Source organism: Lacipirellula limnantheis (genome assembly GCF_007746075.1).
Lineage (GTDB): Bacteria > Planctomycetota > Planctomycetia > Pirellulales > Lacipirellulaceae > Lacipirellula > Lacipirellula limnantheis.
Window position 1 is genome coordinate 3517216 of record NZ_CP036339.1, and the last position, 25313, is coordinate 3542528.

Annotated in this window: 15 protein-coding genes; 8 read left to right on the forward strand and 7 right to left on the reverse strand. The window is 60.6% G+C overall.

The genetic code is table 11. The features are described 5' to 3' along the window. Positions 1 to 383: 383 nt before the first annotated feature. Complete coding sequence (locus tag I41_RS13565) at positions 384 to 1958, reverse strand: hypothetical protein (protein ID WP_145433203.1); 1575 nt, start codon at positions 1956 to 1958, stop codon at positions 384 to 386. Positions 1959 to 2309: 351 nt separating this feature from the next. On the opposite strand from I41_RS13565, the gene I41_RS13570 reads away from it, so the two are divergent. Continuing rightward, positions 2310 to 3545, forward strand: coding sequence for a hypothetical protein (locus tag I41_RS13570; RefSeq protein WP_145433204.1), 1236 nt, complete (start codon positions 2310 to 2312; stop codon positions 3543 to 3545). Between the two features lie 349 nt (positions 3546 to 3894). Here the strand turns inward: I41_RS13570 and I41_RS13575 are convergent, their stop codons facing one another. From I41_RS13575 to I41_RS13585, 3 genes are all read right to left on the reverse strand, one after another. Further along, positions 3895 to 4713, reverse strand: coding sequence for an SDR family oxidoreductase (locus I41_RS13575; protein ID WP_145433205.1), 819 nt, complete (start codon positions 4711 to 4713; stop codon positions 3895 to 3897). A gap of 2 nt (positions 4714 to 4715) precedes the next feature. Continuing rightward, complete coding sequence (locus tag I41_RS13580) at positions 4716 to 5633, reverse strand: alpha/beta fold hydrolase (protein WP_145433206.1); 918 nt, start codon at positions 5631 to 5633, stop codon at positions 4716 to 4718. A 355-nt stretch (positions 5634 to 5988) separates the two neighbouring features. Then, positions 5989 to 7368 carry an outer membrane protein assembly factor BamB family protein gene (locus tag I41_RS13585; protein ID WP_246133665.1) on the reverse strand — a complete coding sequence of 460 codons (1380 nt, stop codon included), beginning with the start codon at positions 7366 to 7368 and terminating at the stop codon, positions 5989 to 5991. A gap of 922 nt (positions 7369 to 8290) precedes the next feature. On the opposite strand from I41_RS13585, the gene I41_RS13590 reads away from it, so the two are divergent. Continuing rightward, positions 8291 to 9487 (forward strand): sialidase family protein, encoded by a 1197-nt coding sequence (locus I41_RS13590; protein WP_145433207.1) that lies wholly within the window; start codon positions 8291 to 8293, stop codon positions 9485 to 9487. A gap of 180 nt (positions 9488 to 9667) precedes the next feature. On the opposite strand, the gene I41_RS13595 is transcribed toward I41_RS13590, so the two are convergent. Beyond that, positions 9668 to 11581: a PA14 domain-containing protein gene (locus I41_RS13595; RefSeq protein WP_145433208.1), complete on the reverse strand. Its 1914-nt coding sequence runs from the start codon at positions 11579 to 11581 to the stop codon at positions 9668 to 9670. A 537-nt stretch (positions 11582 to 12118) separates the two neighbouring features. Here I41_RS13595 and I41_RS13600 point away from each other — a divergent pair. From I41_RS13600 to I41_RS13615, 4 genes are all read left to right on the forward strand, one after another. Further along, positions 12119 to 15727, forward strand: a complete 3609-nt coding sequence (locus tag I41_RS13600) for a PVC-type heme-binding CxxCH protein (protein WP_168206895.1) — start codon at positions 12119 to 12121, stop codon at positions 15725 to 15727. 217 nt (positions 15728 to 15944) lie between these two features. Next, positions 15945 to 17855, forward strand: a complete 1911-nt coding sequence (locus I41_RS13605; RefSeq protein ID WP_168206896.1) for a DUF1549 domain-containing protein — start codon at positions 15945 to 15947, stop codon at positions 17853 to 17855. Positions 17856 to 17860: 5 nt separating this feature from the next. Beyond that, positions 17861 to 19192: a DUF1501 domain-containing protein gene (locus tag I41_RS13610; protein ID WP_145433211.1), complete on the forward strand. Its 1332-nt coding sequence runs from the start codon at positions 17861 to 17863 to the stop codon at positions 19190 to 19192. Positions 19193 to 19195: 3 nt separating this feature from the next. Continuing rightward, positions 19196 to 20275, forward strand: a complete 1080-nt coding sequence (locus I41_RS13615; RefSeq protein WP_145433212.1) for a WD40 repeat domain-containing protein — start codon at positions 19196 to 19198, stop codon at positions 20273 to 20275. A gap of 695 nt (positions 20276 to 20970) precedes the next feature. Here the strand turns inward: I41_RS13615 and I41_RS13620 are convergent. Further along, on the reverse strand, positions 20971 to 21966 hold the full coding sequence (locus I41_RS13620; protein ID WP_246133666.1) for a DUF1559 domain-containing protein: 996 nt from the start codon (positions 21964 to 21966) through the stop codon (positions 20971 to 20973). 1100 nt (positions 21967 to 23066) lie between these two features. On the opposite strand from I41_RS13620, the gene I41_RS28295 reads away from it, so the two are divergent. Next, positions 23067 to 23201: a hypothetical protein gene (locus I41_RS28295; protein WP_261342419.1), complete on the forward strand. Its 135-nt coding sequence runs from the start codon at positions 23067 to 23069 to the stop codon at positions 23199 to 23201. Between the two features lie 304 nt (positions 23202 to 23505). Next, positions 23506 to 24222, forward strand: coding sequence for an HAD family hydrolase (locus I41_RS27265; RefSeq protein WP_168206897.1), 717 nt, complete (start codon positions 23506 to 23508; stop codon positions 24220 to 24222). 319 nt (positions 24223 to 24541) lie between these two features. On the opposite strand, the gene I41_RS13630 is transcribed toward I41_RS27265, so the two are convergent. Further along, on the reverse strand, positions 24542 to 25258 hold the full coding sequence (locus I41_RS13630; RefSeq protein WP_145433214.1) for a hypothetical protein: 717 nt from the start codon (positions 25256 to 25258) through the stop codon (positions 24542 to 24544). Positions 25259 to 25313: the final 55 nt, after the last annotated feature.

Below are 25313 nucleotides of genomic sequence, written 5' to 3' on the forward strand. Positions count from 1 at the left end.
TTGGACGAATCCTCGATCAGCGCTGCTTGCCGCGGGGCAGAACAGCAGACCCACTAAGGCGTTAAAGGTCCTCGACGCAAAAGCGGAGATCGTTGCCGGGAGAGGAGGTCACGGAATTGACTGCAACGACACCTCCCACATCTCGGCTCGCGAAAGACGGTGCACCCCGGTCAGGAGAGGACGCTCGCAGCAGTATTCGGCATGGCAAGTAGGATCGCGCTTGGTTGTTGGGCGGACAGTGACGGCGCGTGCATCGGCGGGCTTGATCAAAGGCGCGACTCGCGTTCGGCTTCTCGCTGCCGAGATCTTCTAATGCATGTCATTTCTCAGCAAAGTGCCCTGTATTTGGGTGCTCGACGACGATTCAGGCCGTGCCGCTGGTCTCAGCGCGTGGCGAACGCAAGATCGACCAGACGGGGGCTGAGCCGGCTCTTTTTGGTGATCGTTGAGATCCCGCCCGCGGATAATTCACTTGCGACGAGGTTGTTGAAGATGAACACGTCATTCGTCTTGCCCAGCTGACGGTCGCTGTTCTGGTCCATCAAGTTGCCGTAACGGTCCTTGATATTTGGGCCGACGGTGAAGCTCCACGCGCCGGTGCTGGCCGTCGGCGTCACCGTAACCAGAAACGCCCTCGGACTATTGGTCGCTGCAACGCTCAGCAGGTTGGCGCCAGTCGCCGTCACGTCGGCGGTCGTGAACGTCGCGGCGTCAATGTCTTTGTTGAACGTGACCAAAACGCTGGTTACGCCCGCACTCACAGTGGCGATGCTGGCCGCGTCGATCCGTGGACCGTTCCGGTCCAGCACATTAACGACGTACTGGCCGACGTCGCCGTAGGCCCCTTGGCTTCCGACTTTGACGAAATAGACCCCGGCCGGGATGTCCATCGAGATCTGGCCGCTTCCTGGCGAGGCTTGCTTCACGAGAGTCGCTAGTTGGTCGGTGCGACTGGGCGCCGGGGATATCGTGGCGATATCTGAATTTTGGCGATAGAGTTCGAGTTTAGGGTCCAGATTCGCCGTGTCCCTTTGGCCAAGGGTCCCGATATCTAAGCGAATTGTTGCAAACCCTCCGCTCCAGTCGAAGCGGAACACGTCGACGTCCGACGTCGTGCTGATGACGCCCGAACCCGTCAAGGCGCCGAAGACCGGATCGTAGTTCGTCAACGTCTGAGGATTGGCGAAAGACGATCCCATTTCGTCGGGCCGAAAACCGAAGCCGTTGGTGGCGCTGGCGATGATCGCCATATCGTCCTGAACCTGTCCCACTTTGTCCTGGCCACGCCACCAGATAGTTCGCGTCGTCGCGCGAGGATTGCCCATGATGGGGCCCTTCGTGCCCAAACCCGGATGGAACTCTTCCACAAGTTGGCCGTTTTGCCACAACGCCTGCTCGTCCAGGCCGAACGCATGCCCCGCTTCGTGGGAGGCCACCTTGCCGATAAACGGCAGCTCGCGAAGGGAACCAGGAGTTTCCTCCAGGGAGTCGTGTCTGACTCGGGTGAAGACGTAGACGACGTTTTCCAGTGTTTCGACCGCAAACGAACCTTTCATGGCCAGGCCGCCCTCATCCGGCGACGTGGGGCTTTCTCCAGTGACGACAACCCGCAAATTGTGCGAGGCGTGGGAAAAGTCCCCCGGATCGACTGTGGTGACGTTGACGTTGAACGGGGCGTAGTCTTCGGCGACGCGCGCCCAGATATCGCGAATCGCGTCGTTTCGCGCCGAAGGGTTGGTCGCTTCGCCGTCGACGGTGAATGCGGGCGACGCCAAGTTGGGAGGAAACGTACTGATCGCAGGCGTCGCCTGAAAGTGGCCGTTGAAATCCAAGTAAATCTTCGCCGGTGCGCCGGGCAAGCTGCTCAGCGGCGGAATGGCGGCCGCCGAGACAAAACCGGGGTCGGTCTTTGAGGGAGTTCCGAACTCCGCGGCGGTCAGCGGCGTGACCGACATCATTTGTCGGGCTTCAAGCTGCTCGAATCGCCGGGGCCGCGGGCCGCGAGACGACGGCCGCGTGGAGGAGAACAACGAGGTTAGGCGGGAGGATCGCATGCTTTGGCTCGCGTGAGTGTTCGGCGAATAGGGGCGCCAACCGAGTAAGCGTTGCGGCGTTGCGGATGCTACAAGCGAGCGCAAGCCGACTGCCCATGCTGCCGAAACGGGCAGGCGTCCGGCTGCGGCGATAGGATTCAAGACTGTTGTGAAGCAACGTCGGTAACGAAGCCGGGCCGTTTCCGCTTCAGGGAAACCCAGCCGGCGCCTGAGTGGCCAGCTCGTCGCCGGCGATGCCTTCCAAAGGTCTCCCCCATGTCCGCTCGCAACCGCCAACCGTCGCTCCGCCCCGGATTCTCGATCGAGCGTCTCGAAGACCGCCGGCTGATGGCGGGCGACGTCAGGGCTCAGCTTATCAACGGGACGGTGTTCCTCACCGAAACGGGGGGGAACGGAGGCGCCCAAGCCGTGCAGGTTTCGCAGATGCAGGATGGCCGAATCCGCGTCGAAGGGGGCGCCGCCGACGACGGCTTCACGAAGATCAACGGCGGAAATGCCGCCGTCTTCGGACAACCGCTGGGCGCCCTCGCGCCGCGATTGAACTTGCACGTAAATCTTGGCGGCGGCAACGACCGCGTCGTTGTTCGCGATGCCAAGCTCAAGGACGTCACGATTCTCGCCGGGGATTCGTTCGGTCAAGGCGCCAACGACGACGACTTCGTTCTGGTGAACAACCTGAAAACTTCCGGCGCTGTCAATATCAGCACTGGCGCCGGCAGCGACAGCGTCTCCGTGTTGGGGACGACAGTCGGCGATCCGACGGGCGCCGACGACTTGACGGTCCGCGCGGGCATCGCCGGCGTGCCGGGCGCCACGGATCTTGATGCCGTCCAAATACAAGGCACGGCCGTCTTCGGCTCGACGAGGGTCGAAACGGGCGCGGGTGCCGACGTCGTGAGCATTCAGAATTCGTTTTTCGGCGACGCGACGACGGACCCCATGTGTATCGACGCCGGAGCCGGCGCCGATACGGTGGAGCTCGGCACGACCAGGAGCCTGGGGGTCGTCGCTGGTCCCGTGGTGGCGAGGGGCGACCTCTCGGTGTTCGGCGATTCGTTCTCCGACCCCGAAGCTGCTGCGGGAGACGATGTCGTCCGCATGCAAGACGTCTCCTCCCCCGAGTTCATCACGGTCAACCTTCTCAATGGCAACGATGTCCTGGAGATAACGAATATCCATGCGAAATTCGTCAATCTCCATGGCGAGAAAGGGAACGACACGTTCCGTTTGACCGAAATCTACGCCCTTGACACGGTATTCGCCAAAATGGGTGACGGCGACGACGCGCTCGACATGGTCGCCGTGCGGGCGCATCGTGTTGAAACCGACGGCGGCGCGGGCGCCCTCGACAAACTCACCACCTACGACATGGCGAACATCCCCTTGACGCGAACTGGCTTCGAGTTCGTCAACGGCAAGCGGGTGCAATCCAAAGGGGGCGCGAACGACCTCGGGGGTCTCACGAACGTGGAATTCCAGTCGACGCGGTAGGCCTGGGGGGGCGAGGAGGACAGGCTTGTCGCCTTAACCACGGTCAGGCGACGACTTGACTACCAATCGAAATCGACGATTTGCTGTAAGCAAAACAAATTTGTGACAGCCGCGCTGGGCAGCCCTGTCCTGGACGGGCCTACTCGACGGGTTCGTGCCGACGCCGCGGCCATTTTTCGGCGTCTACGGAACGGAGGCGCATTTTGCAGCGGTAGCAGTGGGGCCGGCAGCGTGGCCCCGGACCCGACCGACGTCTTCATTTCGGTCTAACGGCCCCTCCTGCCGCCCTTCCGCTCAGGAGGGCTTTACCATTGCATTCTCCCGCTTCGAACCAAGCGTGTGCCAGACGCTAAAGAAAGAAATCGGGGATCAGGTCGCTGCCCGGCGTGACCGAGTAGTGATCGAACTCGTTGACGCCGGCCGCTCGCAATACCTCTTCGTCGACGAAGAAGTTGCCCGTGCATTCGCGACTGTCGCGGTTCAAAACCAAGTAGGCCGCGTCGGCCATGATGCTCGGCTTGCGCGAACGACGCACGACCTCGTCCCCCCCAAGCAGGTTCTGCACGGCCGCTGTCGCGATCACCGTCCGCGGCCAAAGTGCATTGACGGCGACGCCCTGATCCTCAAACTCCGCTGCCATCCCCAGAACGCACAGACTCATGCCGTACTTCGCCATCGTGTAGGCCAAATGCGGGGCGAACCATCTCGATTCCATATGCAGCGGGGGCGAGATGTTCAGAATGTGCGGATTCGACGACAGCAGCAGAAACGGCAGGCACGCCTGTGAGCACAGAAACGCGCCGCGCGCGTTCACGTCGTGCATCAGGTCGTACCTCTTCATCGGCGTCTCCAGCGTTCCGCTCAGATGAATTGCGCTCGCGTTGTTGACCAGCACATCAATGCCGCCGAACGCCGTCACACACTTCTCCACGGCGGCTTGAACTTGTTCAGCAAAGCGAACGTCGCACGCACATGCCAGCCCCCGTCCGCCGACTTGATTGATTTCCTCCACCGCAGCGTGGATCGTGCCGGGCAGGCGCGGATCAGGTAACTCAGTTTTCGCCGCCACCACGACGTTGGCCCCGTCGCGTGCCGCCCGCAGCGCAATCGCCAACCCGATGCCGCGGCTGGCGCCCGTGATGAACAGCGTCTTTCCTTGTAGCGACATCGTTACTTTGGCTCCAACTGTCGGTCGAACCAATCGCAAAGGACGCGGACTTCTTCATCCATCGTCAACCAAGGATGGCCGCCCCCGGGTTTCACAACAAGTTCGGCGGAAACGCCAGCTTCCGTCAAGGCGGCGAGCATCCGTTGCGATTGCTGCAGCGGAACCACTGGATCGGCGTCTCCATGGATCAAGAGAAAGGGAGGCGATTGGGGCGACGCGAGGTGGGCTGGAGAGATCTGCTTGAGCGCCTCGGCGACTTCGGCCTCCGATTGATTGCTCAGCCCCTGAGGAAATGCCAAGCGACGAATCACCTGCCCAAAACCGTCATCGGATCGCGCATCGACGGCTCGTCCTCCAAAGTCCAAAAAATCCGTCGGCGGGAAGAACGCTGCGACCGCCCGCACGTTCGTCCCGATGAGTTCGGGATGGTCGCTGTCGGCGGGTTGGTTGGGGATCGCCGTCACGGCGGCTAAGCAGGCGAGATGGCCGCCCGCCGAGGCCCCCATCAGGCCGAGCCTGCCGGGATCGATTTTGTAGGTGTCGGCGTGATTCTTGACCCAACGGATTCCGCCGTTGAGGTTGGCGACCATCTCACGCGCACTGAACTTAGTGATGGAGCCCGGACGGATGGCGAATACCGTATAGCCCCGAGCGCAGAGAATCTCAAAGACTTGGGCCCGGGTATGATCGCGAATCTTGCCGCGATCGGAATGCCATGCGCCGCTGATGACGTCAATGACGCCCAGGCCATTGGCTTCCCCGCGAGGAGTGAACACGTCCATCACCAAACCAACGCCGTCCGCTTCGCCGTAAACGACGTTTTCATGCTGTTGATAACTCGGCTCCTCGGCCGCGGCCGCGAAAGCGCACGGACACGCGAACAACGCGACTAACGTGGCGAAGAGTCTGTCCAATCGCATCATTGTTCTCACTGCCCCGTTGGAGGCGTTAGCGAATCGGTCTCACACGAGGATCAGTATGTCATGTGTTAGGAATTCCACGTGCCCGGCACCGTGGCTTGGCACGCGTGATGAAACTCGGGGCCGACCAGAGGACGGTTGCCCCAGCCGCCGGCGACGAACTCTGTGACGGATGAGTTCTCGATGCGATCGCCGCTGCGACTGCATGCCCCAAGTTGGAGCGAGTCTTCGGCAGACTTGGGCCAAATTCCAACGCGCGGCGGTCTCCGCTGAGAATCGACGAAGGTTGCCAGCCTCGCGTCACCGTAGACGGTAGTATCGCTCGGCGAGGAGGGCAATTCGAAGGGAAGATCCGTCATTTTTCAGTTTTGCTCGTCGGCGACTCGATGCAGTAGACGCGCTTTGACGTGCGAATAATCAGCCGGCCGTCTGCGATGGCCGGCGTCGCCATGCACATGTCATCTTCGGCGAGAGGGTTCGTGCCCAATTCTTCGAACACGTCTCCGGCCTTAATGACCGAAGTCACGCCATCTTCGTTGAGGCAGAACACTTTTCCGTTGTAGGCCCATGGCGACGATGTGAACGAACGACCGTTGAGAAGTCGTCTCTTGGCGTATAACGCTTTGCCGTCCTTGGCGTCAAAGCACGCAATCAGTCCCTGATCGTAGAGAACGTAAATCCTGCCGTCGTAAAGCAGCGTCGTCGGATTGTACGGCGCAGACTTCGGTTGGCTCCAGGCAATGAAGTCATTCGACGTAGCTCCTTCAGCAAGCGAGATATCGCCAGTCGCACCCGGTTTGATCGCAAAGATGGGACGTCGCGGATCCAGCACATAGCCGGAACTGATGTATAGCAGCCCGTCGTTCTCGTACGGCGTAGCAATCGTAATGCTCGACATGCCGCCAAGCGACCAAAGCAAGTTGCCTTCAAGGTCGTACGACCGCACTTTTCCGGTTCCGGCCGTCACAATCTCCGTGCGCAGCTCGTTGACCCAAATATACGGCGTGGCCCAATTGCTATCCTCATCCCGCGGCGTTCGCCAAACTTGTTCTCCCGTCTTAGCGTTCAGTGCGGCAAGGTAAGAGTCGTCTTCATTGTCGTTGACGAGATAGAGTCGGCCGTTATGCAGTACCGGCGATGCGGCTGTCCCCCAGCCGGCGCGAGTCGTTCGCGGTTCAATGGGAACTTGCCACAGTTCGTTCCCTTCCAGGTCAAAGCAGTAGACGCCGAGGTTGCCAAAGAGACAGTAGACCCGCTCTCCGTCCGTCACTGGCGTCTCCGAAGCGAAACTACTCTTCAGGTGAATTGAGCTTGCAGGCTTCCCTTCGTGAACGACTCGTTTCCAGAGGACATCGCCGGTGTCCATGGCCAGACACAGCACCGTCCACTGATGGACATCGTCCGGCGGGGTTTTGCGCTCGCCGCCGAAGTAAAGTCCTTTTTTCGGCTCTTCCGTCGGTCCAGTGTTGACGACCGTCGTCAGAAAAAGTCGATTCCCCCAGACAATCGGCGATGACCAACCACGTCCTGGAACATCAGTTTTCCAAACGACGTTTTCTGTAGCCGACCAACGGTCAGGCAAGTTCGCCTCATTCGCCACTCCGCGCGCGTTGGGGCCGCGAAACTGTGGCCAGTGAGCGGCGAAGCCGGGATCGGCGAGTTCAGTGGGGGGCGTTTCTTGGGCGCTGACCGGACAGCTTAGCGCCATGCTGCAGATGATTGCCAGTGTACGCATCGAGCAAGACATGCTTTCCGTCCTCATCATGGCGTCAGTGCGTCGCGTTGGCACCCGACTTGGCGACTCTCGGGGACTCCGGAACCAGGGTTCGCGTGGGTCGCTTGGCGTTCACTGGCGGTCGCGGGATGCGATCATCTGACAACGGCAGTTGCGGGGGCCATGACTTCCTTTCAGACAAGCAACTTGCCCATCGGAACCTGGAAGGCCTGCCGCAGCAGGTTCTAACGGCTTCGCCGCCACTGAAGCCGTCATAGGGTAGCCCCAGTATAGCGATTATTTCATCGCGGCACGAACTGAGGATGGCTAGCAACGAGTTCGATCTCAAAAGAGTTGAGGCGGTCGCCGCCCCGGTGATTTTCGTGTGCAGTCCGCTGCTCCGCGTGGTATTGTTCGTAGCAGCCGCTTGTTGGGAAACGAGTCTTCCTCGTAGCCCGTCGGAGCCCACTCGGCGCGCTCGTGGCACGGTTTATGGTCTGGAAGCGACGCAACTTGTCTCTTGGATGGTCCTGATCGGTGCGGCCGCAAGCGTGGTGGCGTCGCTGAATCCCGGTTGATGGGGCCGCTAATCTACGAACGAAACGCTGTCTGCGGGTTGCTTGACTGCGTTGGCGTCCGGAAAATCCCCGAGCGCGAGCCACCCGCGGTGTTGCTGCTGATGCCGGAAGAAATCGAACGTTGGGCAAAGCTTCAAGCAGCCTTACACTGGCAATCAGGCACGTTGCGACGGTAGAACGCCAATGCAGCGCCGCGAAGGCGGGTCTCGATTGGATCGCCTGACTAATGGAGGCATAGAGCTTTCGCAGGGCTTTACCTCAGCCGATTGCACTTATTGCAACGCAAACGGTTGCCTCGGCGTCGCTAATGTGCTTGAGTATGGGCGTCATTGGGGGCGGTAGACACCAGCTTAGGAGCGGCCGAAATGCGTCACCTCCGTATCGGCGTAGCGATTCGCCTTGGCATGCTGGTTTGCGGGTACACTCTTTCTCTAGGTTCCGTCCTTGCTGCGGATAAGTCACCGCCCGAAGGGGAGGAGGTCTTCCGCACGGTCCTCCGCCGCCAAGGAGAGGGACGGGTTCACACCTATCGCATCCCGGGACTGGTTGCGACCCCCACCGGTGCGTTGATCGCCGTGTTTGACGTCCGCCACGAAGACTCCGCCGACCTGCCCGGCGACATCGACATCGGCGTGATGCGCAGCTCAGACGATGGCCAGACGTGGAGCCCGATGCAGCTCGTCCTCGATTTCGATCGACAGGAGAAGGGCGCGAGCGGAAACGGCGTAGGCGATCCCGCCGTGCTGGTGGATCAGAGAACCGGCCAAATCTTTGTCGCTGGCTTGTGGTCAAAGGGGAACCGTGCCTGGAACGGTTCGGGGCCGGGTTTGAGCCCCGATGAGACGGGGCAGCTCGTGATTACTCGAAGCAGCGATGACGGTATCACTTGGTCGACGCCGACGAACATTACCGAGAAGATACGTGGCCGCGACCCCAGCTGGCGACTCTGCTTTACCTGTCCGGGCAACGGAATTCAGCTTCGCGACGGCGCGCTGGCGTTCGCGGCCCAATTTCGCGACGCGGAAGGTACGCCCCATTCGTGTTTCATCATGAGCTCGGACGGCGGGGATTCGTGGGCAATTTCCCCGCCAGCGATAGCGGCCGAGCCGCCGACCAGTGAAGCTCAAATCGCCGAACTCGCTGACGGCTCGTTGCTGCTGAGCATGCGTGACGAATCGCACGGCGGCCAACGGGCCTGGGCCAAGTTTACCTTGAGAGACGAACTCGCCAATGGCACGTGGAGCAAACCGTGGTTCACGACGCCAGATCCAACCTGCATGGCGAGCCTCGTCAGGCACCCCCGAGGCCCGCTGCTATTCTCGAACCCCAACTCCGCAACGCAGCGGGTCGCGCTCACCATACGTACCTCCGCCGACGACGGAAAAACGTGGACGGCCGGCCGATTGCTCGATCCACGACCGTGCGGCTATTCGTGCCTAACGGTGCTGAAAGACGGGAATATCGGGGTCCTATACGAGTGCGGCGACGAGAGCGACATCGAGACGTTAACCTTCGCCAAGTTTCCGTTGGCCTGGCTCGAAGGGGCCGAAAGAAGGCGTTGACTTTTACGTCAGCTGCGGGCAGTTGTCATTGTAGGAAACTGCCTAATGCGGGGCCGTATCCGTGCGCAGATTCCGATCAACAAACCGTAGTTGGCAAACGGTTGCCTCCACAAGACGTTTCACCGCCATCGAGCCGTTGCCTCGATCTAAAACCTACTGGGCGAGGATTGAAATGGCGCTTTAGTGAGAGGCCTTGTCCATCGGGAAGGAGCGCCGCTTGAGGCCAGGACCCTCGATGTCTAATTCCAGAATGGCTTCGGCTGCCGCTTCGAAGAATTCGATGCGGATCTGATGGTTGCCAGCCGTCAGTTGCTTGGCTCCTTTCAATTCGAGCAGGCTATGATCGCCGTCGTTGTCGACGACGAGTTCGTCGTCGACGAACAGTTTGCTGCCGTCATCCGAATTCAAATAGAACGTATATTCGCCATCCGCTTCGACGGGAAAACTCCCTTCCAACGTCATGCCCCAATTGTCGGCCCTGAGTTGTCGCGACTCAACGTTCAGATCGGTGGCGACGCCTTCGAATACGGGCGTTAAATCGCGGAAGTTCGGGATGCGCGTCCATGTTCCTTGGTAAATGCGGTAACGGAGCCCCGTACCCTCCGCAACGGGCCGGTAGGACCGCTGCGACGTTGCCGTGCCGAGCCCCTGCGGATTAAACAATCTCGCCTTGATCGTGGTCGCCGCGTCGACCGGCAACGGCTTGTCGTAAACCGCGGACGAAGTCGTCGGCGTGCTGCCGTCAGTCGTGTAGCGGAGCGTAAAACCTTGCGGCGGTTTGGCTGCCGCCACCAGGAGCGGTTGTTCGAATTCCGGCGCGACTGTGCGGATAAGATCAACGCTGCTGGGGCGTAGCGCCACGTCCTTTGTACCGCTGAGTGACAGACCTTCTTTGTCGGTCAGATCGAATCCCATCTGCCAGTGGAGTTGCAGCAGGACGGGCTTGTCCGTCGGCACGGGGCGCGTCGCCTTGACCGCCACAACAACCTCCTTCTCGCTTTTGGCGGGAACGATCACGTCAATTTCGCTGGGGTTCATCTGAACCTCGTGGTCGTGCATGAACCTAGCCTTTACCTGGAGCGGCTGTTCCGCCGGATTGCGCAGGGTCAGATACAGGGCGCCCGCGGAGACGTTCTGCTCGTCATCGGTGAGGAGCAGATAGGGTAAATCGGCGCCGGTCATGAGCGCCTCGGACGCCTCGTAATCGGCCCGCGTCGTGGCGTTGTGGGGGAGGATGCCGTCGAGTCGGAGATTTGCGATCACGGGGCCGTCGTCAGTGACGGTCACCAGCGTTACATGGTCGAATTCGCCGTAGCGCGGACCGCGGAGTTGACTGCCGCCGCCCGTCGTCGCCAGGACATAATAGTTGGAGTTATTGCGCACCTCTTGCAAGTAGCGGTGGAAGTGTCCGGCAATGACCGTGTATTTGCGACCGACGAGCAGTTCTTCGACTTGGGCAAAGCCGGCGGGATTATCGTAAAGCCAAAGGGGATGGTGCATGAAGACGAACGTCCAGCGGGCGTCGGGGTGCTTCTCGAGCGCCTGGCGCATCGCTTCGACCTGATAGTCGGGAACGATGTCGCCCTTCTCGCCAGTCGTGTCGAGCGCAAGGAAGAGGACGTTCTTGTAAACGAACGAATAAAAGGGGACGCCCGATCGTTCCTTCCAGACCTCGCGCTGGACGCCATTGTTGATGTCGTGATTGCCGGGAACGAAGAAAAAGGGAGACTTGAGATCCTTGAGCTCGGCGTCGAACTCGGCCCACTCCTTTTGCAGCTGCGCTCGGTCGGCAGTATTTCCGGGAATGAAATCGCCGACGCTCATCACGAATTCTGGGAGGATCAGATTCAGCTTGCCCACAGCGTCGGCCAACACGCCTGGTCGAACGCCGCCAGCGCGGTCGCTCACGATTGCGAACTTGAAGTTCTGCGGGTCGTTGTCGAAATTGAGATGGGTCCAAGGCTTGGTCGTGGTTTGAACGTCGCTCTCGAAGTGTTCGACCGGCTCTTCCGCGACAAGGCTCGAACAATATCCGAGGGAAATTAGCAGCAGAATTGCCGTCATGCGGCAGGTTTGCACGTTGGTCGGATTCAACTCGGTAACTCCTCAAAGAAGGCGAGGCGCCCAACGTCGTGAACTTGTCGCTGTCTGGCGCTAGCTCTAGTTTAGCGACTGCAGCGAATTTCTGAACAGGTCGCGATGCGAGTGAGGTTGCCGCGGCGTGCGGTTAGACTGCTCCGGTGAAGGACGGACTCGAGCAGACCGGCCCCCCCATTCGTCCCATGCACCATGCTCTTTAAATGTGTAGCCATCGACCGGCAGTTCGCCGCCCGCGTTCTGCTTAGGATGGTACCGGCAATCAATTCGAGCTGATATGATCTTGGGTAGCGGGCGACGATTCCCGTCTGGCGGCGATCTCTTCTGCTTTGCGACCCTGACGGCGAGATACCGATGTCCCTTGCGCGCGTTAGTTCCTACTTTGGGCCGCATGAGCAACGCTTTCCTCTTCTGTTGCTTTCTCTGACCTTCGCGCTGGCCTGCGGATGCCCGTTCGTTCAGATCACGGCTGCAGCTGACCAGGCGGTCCCGCCAGTGCGCTCGCCCGTTGGCGTAAAGTTTCCCGTACCCCAGATGACGAGCCTTCCCGCGGGCCCGCCGCCGTTCGACTACGTCGAGGTCGGCGCCAAGATCCCCAACTATGTCGCCAGCGAGACGTGGGGCACGCAGGGCGCACCGCTCACGACGATGCAGAAGCCGCTCGCCTCGGAGCAGTCGCTCACTCGCATGGTCGTGCCCGTAGGGTTTCACGTTGAGTTGTTCGCTGCCGAGCCCGATCTGGGCGGCAAGCCCCTCTGCATGACGTGGGACGAACGCGGACGCCTGTGGCTCGGCGAGTCTATCGACTATCCCAACGAGCTGCAGCCGCCCGGCCAGGGCCGCGACCGCATCCGTATCTGCGAGGACACGGACGGCGACGGCCGCGCCGACAAGTTCATCGTCTTTGCGGAAGGTCTGAGCATTCCGACCAGCATCTCACTGACGCGCGGCGGAGCCATCGTTCACACGGGCACGGAGACGCTGTTTCTGCGGGACGTCGACGGTGACGATCGCGCGGACGAACGCCGCACGCTGCTGGCTGGCTGGACGATCGGCGATACCCATGGCGGCGCTAGCAATATGCAATACGGACTTGATAACTGGATCTGGGGAATGCAGGGGTACAACAAGTCGACCATCCGCCTTGGCGACAAGGAAGTGACGTTTGCCCAAGGTTTTCATCGTTTTCGCCCCGACGGGTCGGACTTTGAATTCGTCCGCTCCACGAACAACAACACCTGGGGCCTCGGCGTCAGCGAAGAGGGGATTGTCTTCGGCTCGACCGCCAACGGCAATCCTAGCGAGTACCTGCCGATTCCCAATCGCTACTACGAACGGGTCCGCGGCTGGACCCCGCAGTTAACCCTCGCCGGAATTGCCGACAGCAATCGCATCCAGCCGATTACGAAGAAGGTGCGGCAAGTTGACCACCACGGCGGCCACACCGCCGCCGCCGGTCACGCCCTGTATACCGCCCGCGCCTATCCGCCAGAGTATTGGAATCGCACGGCTTTCGTGTGCGAGCCGACGGGCCATCTCGTGGGGACGTTCGTACTTCGCGCCGACGGCGCCGGGTTCCGCTCTGCAAGCCCGTTCAATCTGCTCGCTAGCGATGACGAGTGGACCGCTCCCACGATGGCGGAAGTCGGGCCCGACGGCTGCGTCTGGGTCATCGACTGGTACAACTACATCGTACAGCACAATCCGACGCCCGCCGGATTCGTCACCGGCAAGGGCGCCGCTTACGAATCCGACCTGCGGGACAAACTTCATGGCCGAGTCTACCGCATCGTGTACGACGCAGCGCCGCCTGCCCAGCGGCTCAACCTCTCTCAGGCGTCGCCGCAGGAACTGGTCGCGACACTTGCGAATGACAACCTCTTCTGGCGGCGTCACGCGCAACGGCTGCTTGTCGAAAGAGGCAAGCAGGACGTTGTACGACAGTTGCTAGAATTGGTTGATGATCAGTCGGTTGACGCACTCGACCTGAACGTCGGCGCCATCCATGCGCTCTGGACGCTCCATGGGCTCGGCGCGATTCACGCCAAGAATCCGGTAGTTCTCGCAGCCGTCACGGCGGCGCTTCGCCATCCCGCGGCCGGCGTGCGCCGTAATGCGGTACAGGTCTTGCCAACGGCTGAAGATTCCACAGAGGCCATTCTTGCCGCCGGCTTGCTACAGGATGCCGCCCCTCAAGTGCGTCTGCAGTCGCTCCTGACGTTGTCCAATCAACAGTCCAGCGACGAAGCTGGCCTCGCGATTTTCGAGTTCGTCGCCAATGCGGAGAACGCCGCCGACCGCTGGTTGCTAGACGCCGCGACATGCGCCGCCGCGGCGCACGCGGCTCCCTATCTTACGTCCGCTGCCGGTCGAACATCCTCGGACGAGCAGCAGCAGGTCGCCAGAACCGTCGCCAATCACCTTGCACGTACCAGCGTGGCGGCAAACGTCACTCGCGTCCTGGCGTCTCTCGCGGACGCCGATCCGCAGTTTGCGGGCGCGGCGATTATGGGGCTCCAAGAAGGATGGCCGCCGACTTCTGCACTTTGGCTCGACGATCATGCGCCCGAAGCGATCGAAAGACTTCGTGAACGAATGACGCTGGAAAGTCAGGTCCGCCTCGCCCAGCTCCTGGCAAGCGGCGGGGCCGCCGCCGCGCTGCCGCGCCTCGACGCGCTGATCGACGCTTTATGCAAGCAAGCGGAGAATGGCGAGGTCGCCGTCGCTGCCCGCGCAGAGGCCGCCCGCCTGGCCGTGGCGGCGCAGCCCGATGACGTCGCGGTCGCCCAACGGCTCCTCGCACTCCTCACGCCGCAGACGCCGCCGGAACTCGGCGTGGCTCTGTTCCAGGCGTTGCAAGACTCTCGGACGCCGACGCTTGGCCCCGCCGTCATCGAACGGGCCGTCATGCTCGCTCCATCGCTGCGCCAGTCTATGCTTGATCTGCTGCTCAGCCGCTCCGAGCTCACGACGGACCTGCTCGACGCAATTGACCAAGGCGCGATCCAAGCCAGCGAACTGTCACTCATCCACAAGCAGCGGCTGATCGCCCATCCCAGCGAGCAACTTCGCGAACGGGCCCGCGCGTTGTTGGCAAGAAGTCGAGATAACATTTCCAGCGATCGCGCGCAGGTGCTTGCCGAGCTGGCTTCCGTGGCGCAGGTCGTCGGCGACGCCGCCAATGGCAAAGCCATCTTCGCCAAGAGCTGCGCCGTTTGCCATAAGCTCCGCGGCGAAGGCGCGGCGATCGGCCCCGACCTGAGCGGCATGGCTGTCCACGGGAAGGAGCAATTGCTGGTGCATCTGCTCGACCCGAACCGCGACGTCGAGGGCAACTATGTGTCGTACGTCGCGCAGCTCGTCGACGGCGTGGTGATCAGCGGCATGCTCGCCGGCGAGTCCGCTGCCAGTATCGAGTTGGTCGATGCCAAAGGCATACGCCACGCCATTCTGCGGGAAGACATCGAGCAATTCATTCGCTCCGGAACCTCGCTGATGCCTGAGGGGTTCGAGAAGCAGCTCTCTCGCGTCGAGCTGGGCGATTTGCTGGAGTACCTCGCCGCGCGGACTCGGTTCGTGCCGCTGGATCTTTTGCGCGTGGCTACCATTTCCAGTGCGCAAGGAATGTTCAACTCGCTCGACGCCGAGGAGGAGCGGCTCGTCTTCGCGGATTGGGGCGAGAAACAGGTCGACGGCGTTCCCTTCTATCCGATCGACCCGCAAGCCGGCCGCATTCGGAACGTCGTGATGCTCCACGGCGATCACGGCACGACGCCGCCGACGATGCCGGCCTCGGTCGAATTGCCGTGCGGCGTCGCCGCGAAGGCGATCCATTTCCTCGGCGGCGTGAGCGGCTGGGGCTTTCCCGCCACGGAGGCGGGGTCTCAGTCGATGATCGTTCGCCTCCACTACGCCGATGGGGAGACCGAGGATCATGCGTTGCTAAATGGCGTGCACTTCGCCGACTATCTGGGTGACGCCAACGTGCCCCAGTCGAAGCTCGCCTTTTCGTTGGGTCGACAACAGGTCCGATACTTGAAGGTTGAACCGCAGCACGGCGCACCGATCGACCGCGTCGAGCTCATCAAGGGATCGGACGCGACCGCGCCGATTGTCATGGCGATTACCGTTGAGCAGCGCTGAGCCTCGCACGCGGCCCTCGTTACGTGGTCCGCTCTTTGCCCTGGGCTCCTTAGAGAGCTGTGCGGATCTGGGGCTCGCTGCCGTTGCAGAGGCCATGGCAGTCAAAGACTTCCGGCAACTTGCGAAATCTCGCTGGGCGCTTTAGCCTATCTCTATCTCTAGCTCGCTGACGTGAGAGTCAAGCACCATTCGTTGACGATCTGAAGACGCAATGCTGATGATTAGAATTGGTCACTCAGCGCTGGTTCTGGTCATCGTCCTCGTGTGCGGCGCGCGGGCCAGCGCACAGGACTCTGCTCGACTCTGGACGCAGAAAATTCAGCCGCTGCTCGACATGCACTGCGTTAAGTGTCATGGCCCGCTCGAACAGAACGGCGATCTAAATCTCGACACGCCGGAAGCCGTGGCGCGCGGCGGTTCCGGTGGCAAAGCTGTTGTACCTGGCGCCCCAGAGAACAGCCCCCTCTATCAATACCTGGCGCCCGACTCCGATCCCCACATGCCTCCGGAGAAGCAGCTGACCGAGGGGCAGCGGAGCGATGTCAGCGAATGGATCCTGGCTCTGGGAAGAGATTCGGCGGAGGACGCCGGCCGGGAGAATCAGCCGCCATCGGCCAACCCACGCGTTTTTTCCTCGCCCGCCGAAGCCATCGATGCGTTTATCGAGACGGGCTGGGAGCAGCGAGGCGTGACGCCCGCGTCTCCGACTGACGATCGCACTTGGTGTCGACGCGTCTACCTCGATCTAGCGGGGCGAGTTCCCACCGCCGACGAACTCCATGAGTTCTTGTACGCTTCCGGTGCGAACAAGCGTCGTAACCTAGTGGAGCGACTTCTCGCATCCGAAGCATTTTCAGTCCACATGCGGGAGTTGTGGGACGTGTTTCTGATGGGTCGCGGCAAACGCGGCAATTCGGAGGATCGCCGCCGGGAGAACGGCTGGTGGACGTTTCTCGAAGTTGGGTTCCGCGAAAACCGACCCTGGAACGAGTTCGTGCGGGAGATGCTCGTCGCTCGGCCTCAATCGCCAAGCGCGAAAGGCGCCAACTGGTTCCTTTACGAGCGTCGGGACAATCACCAGGCAATCGCGGAAGCCGTAGCGCCGATCGTTTATGGAACCAAAATTGACTGCGCGCAGTGTCATGACCATCCGTTGGCGCGCGAGATCAAGCAGGCGCACTACTGGGGGTTAGTCGCCGCGTTCAATCGCAGTAAGAACGCCGGCGACAGTTCCGAAGTGGAAGAGTCCGCTGTCGGCGGCTTTGTAAATTTCACGAACTTGCGGAAGGAATCTCAACCGGCCAGAGTCGCTTTATTGACCGGCGAGGTCGTCGAGGAGGCTTGGCCCGCGGACGGCGACAAACAAGAAGATCACGACGAGAATTACGTCGATCCCCACGCCACCGTGAGGGTGCCGAAGTTCTCTCGTCGCGCGGCATTTGCCCAACGCGCTACTACCGACAACGCCTTGCTGGCCCGCGCGTTTGTGAATCGGATGTGGGCGACGCTGGTGGGCCGGGGCATCGTGCACCCCGTCGATGAAATGAACCATCGAAATGCGCCTAGTCATCCCGAGCTGCTCGCGTGGTTGGCAGATGATTTTGCCGCCCACCAGTATGACGTGCGTCGCTTAATAGGCGGCGTCGTGCTAAGTCGCGTTTACGGATTGTCTGCGGGGGCAGATCGGTCAGTTGCTCCGGAGGCGTTCGCCCGCGCGTTGGAACGGCCGTTGACGGCGGAGCAGATTGCCCGCTCCTGGCAAATTGTTTGCGGCTTGCCCCCTGATGACGATGTCCTGCGGCGCGAGGTGATCGCGGCGATGCCTGATGTCATGCCGCGTGACTACAATGCCACATTTCAGCAGGCGCAGTTTCTCGCAGAGTCGCAAGACCTGGCGAAACTGCTCAAGCCGGCGACGGGCAACACGGTGGAGCGACTCGCTCACGTCGACAATCAGGAGTCGCGAGTCCGCGAAGCATTTATGGCGGCGTTTCAGCGCCGGCCGGACGATGAAGAGCAGATGCAAGCACTCGCGTTTCTTGCATCGCAGGCCGACGCGCTCGACGGCGGCGCGGGAGATTTGCTTTGGGCCCTCGTTACGAGCGCGGAGTTCCTCACTACTCCCTAACCGACATGAACCGAGCCACCATCACGCCGCCTGGCCAATGCCGTCCTGACGACCACCGCCTGCATCGGCGATTGTTCCTCAAAGGTCTCACGGGGGGCGCTCTGGCGAGCACCGCAAGCTTTGCGGGCCTCTTCGGCAACCCGCTTTTTGCCTCTGAAACCAAGCGAGCTCAGAAGCACTGTATTCTCCTCTGGCTCTGCGGCGCTCCCAGTCAGTTTGAAACCTGGGACCCGAAACCGGGCCGACCTAGCGGCGGTCCGTTCGGCAGCATTCCTACGAGGTTGCCAGGCGTGCATTTCTCGTCGCTCATGCCGCGGTGCGCGGGAATTGCCGACAAGTTGAATGTCGTGCGTAGCATGAAGACGTCTCAGCCCGAGCATTTGCAGGCCATCAATTTGATGCAGCGGGGTAACCCCGACCGAGCCGGGTTCACGCGACCGACGCTCGGCAGCGTGCTCTCGCAGGCGGTCGGGCAGCTGGATTCGCCGTTGCCGAACTTCATTTTCCTGGACCCGATTCCCGGTGGGAACGAATTCGAAGCGTTCAAGGCTGGGAATTGGTCGGGGTGGCTCGGCGCCAAGCACGCGCCAGTTCGTTTCGGCGGCGACTATTCTCGATTTCTCCACGAAGCGAGCGACGCGCTTCCGCAACACGACGGAGAATCCCGCGAGACGCTGCGAAGGTTTCTGACGACGAAGTTCGAACGCGAACGCAACAGTCAAATCGCGAGTAGCCAAAATGCGGCTTTCGAGCAGCTAAAAGGCATTGCAGCGTGCGCCGATCTCTTCGACGTCGACAAACTTCCAGCGAAAGACCGCGAGCGGTACGGACCGGGGAGTTTCGCTCAGCATGCGCTCATAGCGCGGCGCCTCGTCGAAAATGGAGCGCCGTTCGTCATGGTCGCTAACGGCATGAACTGGGACAACCACATCCTCCAGCACGAGATCCATCAGATGCTCGTGCCCGAACTCGACCGTGTCCTGTTCCATTTGATCTCCGATCTCGAGGAATGCGGGCTCTTGGATTCCACCTTGGTGATTGCCATGGGCGAGTTCGGCCGCACGCCCTGGATGAACGCGGCGCGCGGACGCGACCACTACCCCGATGCGTGGAGCTTGATGATGACCGGCTGCGGGCTCACGCGCGGCGTAGTCACGGGCGCCACCGACGTTGACGGCGTCGACGTCATCGAGAAGCCGTACAACGAACAGAACCTATTCGCCACGATCTTCACGGCGCTTGGCCTGTCGCCATACGAGGAATACGACCTGCCCGGGATGCCGACGTTCCATCGCGTCGAGGACGAGGCGGCACCCATCCACGAGATTCTGGCGTAATCTATGAAGCTCACCCAAGCGCACGACGTCACGCTCCCCACGGGGGTGCTGGGCTTGGCTGTCGCAGCCGATGGCCGCCAGGCTTTCGTCGCATGCGCCGACGGATTGATTTACGCCGTTAATCCTATCTCGGGAGAAGTTGAGTCATTCGAAGAGCGTCATCAGTCCTTTGCCAGCGGATGCGTGCTGCTGCCGGATGGTCGAACGCTGATCTCAAGCGGCTACGATGGGATGCTCCTTTGGCACGACACGTCAACGCGGGCCTGCTGGCGGCGCATTCGCGCACACAACTTTTGGAGCTGGCGGACCGCCTTGTCCCCGGACGGCGCCCGCTTGGCAAGCGTGACAGGACAATATCTTCCCGGCGGCTGGAAGTATGAGCCGTCGGCGGAAGTTGAGCCGTCCGTGAAGATCTTCGACACGGCTACCGGCGAGTTGGTTTCCGCGTTCAGCCATACGCCTCCTGTATTGAGCTGCGCGTTTAGCCCCGATGGCAGCCATCTCGCCGCCGGCAACATGATGGGCGACGTGTGCGTGTGGAATGTGCATGGGGCTCAAGCCGCGTCGGAGACCGAGGTCGGCGTCTCACGTTGGAATTCGCCCGACTTCACCTCGTGGGGTTCTACGAAAACGCACCACTACTGCGGCGGGATTTACTGCCTCGCGTTCTCGCCAGATGGCCGGTCAATCCTCGGCTGCGGGATGGGGCCGATGCAGGACCCCATGGCGGGGAACGGGAAAATGACCTGGCAGCGATGGGACTGGCGCACGGGCGACAAACTCGGTGAAATTCTGGATGGCGAGCGCGGCGCCGGTCTGATGGAAGCGTTGGCTTGGCATCCCCGGGGCGACTACTTTGCCATGGCGGGACGCCAGGCGCAGGGAAACTGGAACGCGGGGATTTTTTCTGCCGTCAGCGGGAATCTCGCAGATTCATTTGACTCCAAGAATCGCATTACCCAGACCCGCTTCGCACCCGACGGGACATCGCTATTGGTCGGTGCTGCGGAGGGCCAACCCCGCAGGAACGCTGGCGTCTGGGGAGCGTGGGGACGAGTGCAGGTCTATCGCGTGAGCGACTGACTTGTACCTAGGGAACATCCGAATCGCGCTTCCTTAGAATTGCCCCGATACGCGACGGCACTCACTGGTCAGAGCATCTGGAGACGGCACAAGGCGGAGCCGCATCACACAGTCGGAGTGCGAGTCTCCCGGCGACGTGAAGCATTGACGCTGACATCCAATTATCGTATGCGTTCCACGATCCACACGGTCTCAACGCTCGCTACCAGCAGCCGCTTTTGCGAGATCCGGCACCGTTTCTAAAACGGTCCGATTTCGGCGCCTCTCACGCACTCATGAATTTAGACACGGCCACATCGCCAGCATTCCCGGGAGGAGCATCATAAGGGTCGGCCGGTTAAGGAACCGCAGTATTCGCACTGGCACCCGCGCAGCCGGTCGGCCGGAATCAGAAGTGATGATGGGTAAGCTAGAAGGGAGGATCAAGGTAGCTAGACGAGGCCATGCGACCCGCGTTTTTCGTCTTCTCACGCGTCCCCGACCCACTCGCCGAAACGCTCGTCTCTGCTAAAAAACTCGGGGCGACAAGACGCCGTTAGAACTCTTTCTCTCTGGGCACGCAAGCTGGATTGCGACATTCTGTGCCATGCTGGACCGAACGTGTTGTGCAGGATGTCGACGGAATGGTAACGGGCGCATGTGAGAAAGTAACTGTGCCCGCAACTGCTAAAGCGCCGCACGCCGGCCTTAAGGGGCTAGAACTCGCGCACCACTTCGTCGCCGGCGCGGGTCGCGACACTGCGCCAAGTCTGAATGGCGATTTCGTCATTGATAGCACGCACCGAGCCGTCCAGTAGTCCCGCGTTTACAATACCCGGATGATGGCTGCGTGCGGTAACCGCAGCGTAGGTTCTATTGGTGGCACTGTGACCTTCTCGCGCACTCGTGAAGTCGACGTCGTATGGGCCGCTGTCACTTGAATAGGTCACGATGGAATTTGGCGTAAAAACCATCGTCACGCCGGTCTGGTGTGCTCGCGCATCCGTCCACTCCGTGTGACCGCTGTCCGGCTTAAAGCTCCCGCCGTAGCCGATTACCGTCACCGCGTCCGATGGAATTGGCGCGTTCGCCTCATTCGGCGTCCCGCTCTCACGGAAATAAGGCTGATACGTTTTTATCTCGGTAAAGCATAAGGTTTGGCTCGTTCCGTCCGTAACGCCATCGAACCCGTGCGTGCCGTTTGCTGCAAACGCGCCATCGCCGCCCTTTTGCGTCACAGGATCATAAACTAACCAAGTACCGAGATTAGCTCCGTAGTTAAGGGGCGACCAAATCGTGCTGCCGTCAACTCGTTGGTTGACGTTAATTTCGGAGGGGCAGCGAAACACTGACACGGGCAAGGACGTTATTTGTTGCCCGTTAACGACCTGGCGGGGATCCTTATAAGTGACCTTGAAATCGATGCCCTTGAAAATGTTCCCTTGTTCCAGATAGGGCAATAGCCGGGCTTGAATGCTCCAGCTATCAAACGGCATGGCCACTTGCGTAACGAAACTCGGGGGAAGCTGCCCGAAAGTATCGTGATAGTTCTGAGTGGCTATCCCGATTTGTTTGAGGTTATTTAGGCACTGGCCCCGCCGAGCCGTCTCGCGAGCCGCCTGAATGGCCGGCAGCAGCAGAGCAACTAAAACCCCAATAATTGCGATGACAACGAGTAACTCGACCAGCGTAAATGCATGACGGCGGCCCATGGCAGCGGTCTCCAAATAGATACTGAGACTCAATCTCAGCCTGGCAATGTACCTAAGTACTGACAGCAGTCAACTACTCAGAATGCGATTCATCGCACAAATGAAAGACGGAGCCCCAATTTCCGCCCTAGTTGGTCTTTCCACCTGGTGCCCTGCGCGGCGGGCACGAGCTCGCAAATCACTTGGCATGACATCTGATGCCACTCTGCCGACCAGCTCTTAATAGTCGCCTAGATCGGCACGTCGTGACTAGCCGACTCTTTTGTTGTCCTCCGCCGTTTATCGTAGACCTGCGTTGTGGTCACATGGCGGTACCCGAGGAGTTCCTGAACCTTGCGAATATCGCCACGGCTGGAGCCACGCCACACAAGCTCCTTTGCTGCGCTGCGCAAGCCTCGCCTTCGGCCCCCCGAAAATCGTTGGGTTGATGACGAGTTTTGCGGTCAGATCAGCCACCGCGCGTCAGGCCGGCCGCGGAAATGAGTCGTGGCACGCGCGGATGGCGCCGTCAATCGTACGGGTTCTTGAGTTTCGCCGCGCGGTTCACGAACGGGTCGGTTTCCGGTGTGTATCCACAAAAAGGAACGCCAACGAGTTGATGGCACTTCAGTGACCCGCGGTACGGTCGGCGTCGGATAGGCGTCCGCACTATTCGACACATGTCACGCCCTCCTGTGCAATTTCGATGCGTCGGCCGATGAAGCCGAGGCAGCTTACCTGAGTGCGGACTCACGCTCATCAATACCTTATACTACCGTCACTCCATGGTCCTTGACGAAACTAGTTCGGCCACCAAAACATTGGTCAGCACCTGACGCGTCGTGCATCATGTTTGGATACATTTTAGAAGGGGACACAAGTGGCCGCGACTACACTGTCGTCGATTTCACTCCACCACTAGCTGTTGCCGCAGACTGCGACCGTGAAATAAACTTCACGGAGTATGTCCGGAAACACTTCGCGCAATCGTGCCAGGCTTCCCGCTAGAAAGTGAACTCTATTTAGTCGCTGGCGGTCACGCACACAATGTGGGACTTGTACCATTACTTTTACTGTGGGTCCCGCCTGCCATGCGTGACGGACTTCCAGAATGGTTTGACATGATAGCCACCGTTGACCGATGGTGCGAAAAACTAACGACCGATGAGATACAAGGAATTCTCAAGTCGACGTACTCCCCGACCTGGAATCAGTTGCTCAACGTCGGCAAGTATCCAGGACCATACATCAGGTAGTCTAAGTAGTCACTTAACCTGCCCCAGAGTGAAACACCGACGCAACTTCGGCGTCGAGGACGAACCGACCGAGAGCACTTCTCCGCAACCAAGGTCACGCCCTCCTTGTGCAGCTAACGGCCTCGAGCTAAGCCGCTCGGCGGCTCGGGCTTGTCAGCTCCATTGTATAGGAACTGGGAAGGCCAGTCGCGACTGCATTCTCGCCCGCCGGCCGAGTCGGCTTCAGCGAGTTGTTGGGCGGCCGAGTGGACCGCGGGAGACAGGGGAAGTGACCACTTGCGTGGCCTTCGAGAGGAATCAGGAGATGTCCCCGCTGCAGCTGGAATTGGCATTGCGCATCGGAACGGGACGGGTGACAATGAGCCTTCGACGAGATCTGGGCATGGCTTCCCTTCTGGCTACACTCTTCGATTACGACGGTGTCATTGCAGACACCCTGGCAGACATGCTGCGCTTCGCTGGCGAGACTTGCGCCGAAATGGGCTACCCGCGGAAAGCAACGGCGGCCGACCTCGACGCTCTGGAGACGATGTCCTTTGTGGACTTCGCCCTGCGGATCGGCGTCCCTACCGGTCGGGCGCAGGAGTTCGCCCGCCGGACGATGGCCCGCTTCGAACGCAGGCCCGCCCCGCCGCCGATCTTCTCCGGGATGGATATGGTCGTCCGGGATGCGGCGGCGCGCGGTCAGGTGGGCATTGTCACTGGCAGCCCAGCCCGAGCCGTACTGCAGTTCCTCGGGAAGCACAGACTGGATGCGTGCGTAGATGTCCTCATCGCGGTCGAGCAGCCAGGGACCCGGAGTGAGAAGATCTCTGCGGCGCTTGACCAACTCGGGCGTCAGCCGGATGAAGCCTGCCTTGTGGGCGACGCCGTCAGCGACGTGCGTGCTTGCCGCGAGGTCGGCGTCCGCTCAATCGCTGTCGCTTGGGGCCACCAGAGCGCCGCACGCCTCGCGGCGGCCGGGGCCGATACTGTGGTCAACTCACCACAGGAACTGGCTGAGCTCCTCAGGGGAATCTGACACCTCATTGGCTCTTGCCCAAGATCCCTGAACTCCATATGGGAAGGGCGAGGCATTCCACGAGACGGTTAGCTGCGACCCTATCATAGAGAGCGCATCATTAGAGAGATGACCTGGCCGGGGATGCGGTGAATTGCGCCGTCAGGTCATATTGGGATAAACCTGGGGAGGAGTCGGTTTCCCTTGGAGCGCCTTTGCCGATGTGAGGACGCCGTCAAACGGACGCCCAACGTCACCAATCACCCGGCGGCGACGAAAGAATGACCACTTCAAAACGCCCGACTTCGCCGCTCGGGTGCATTGGATTGGACCCCGCTTTCTAGCGAAGATTTGGAGATTCCTCAACAATCATTTCTTGTCCGCGATACGCTCGGATTCTTTCGACTGGAACGTTTAAATTGACAGTCAATTGATCTAGTAAAGCTCTGTAGTCCGCACCGGGAGGCGCGATTTCGCATACATGCTCTTTACCTTTTAGCACATAGGCGATGCGAATCACCTGGTCGTCGTTTTCATCTGCGCCAGCATGTACTGCGGTCAGGCTGGCCACTAATCCTCCACCACCGCGCGGTCCGTACCACCCACGGTCGTTGTCGTCGTTGACCCATACGGGATGCGGGTGGCCTGCAAGGTCAAGAACTGCCTTGATTCCGTCACGAAGTACGGAGATAGCGTTTTCCGCGTCAGATACTGACGAGAGCAGCGTTTGATGGGAGATGGCTGGAACGACGTGCGCAAAGGTCTTTCTCGTCTTGTAGACGCCAAGAAGCTGCTGCCAGATACCGTGCCCCCAGCTGACGCGTTGAAGCCCTTGAGCGTCAACTGCCGCGTCAAACCGTTCTTTGAATCGCATTCCTAGGCCAGACGCCTGGAGCGTATCTGTGCAGACGTTTTCAAACGCTGACCACGCCGTTTGAATCGCCCACCGTACGTAAGCACCGCGGTCCCATTCATTCTCGGTCTGGCGAGCGAGTTCCCTCGCGTGCAGCGCGTCCGACCAAACGTGATACTGGATTGAATCAATGACTTTGGTCATTTGAAAAAGGTCGATGCTGTAGTTTGATCTGAATACGTCGGGGAACGACCCAGCT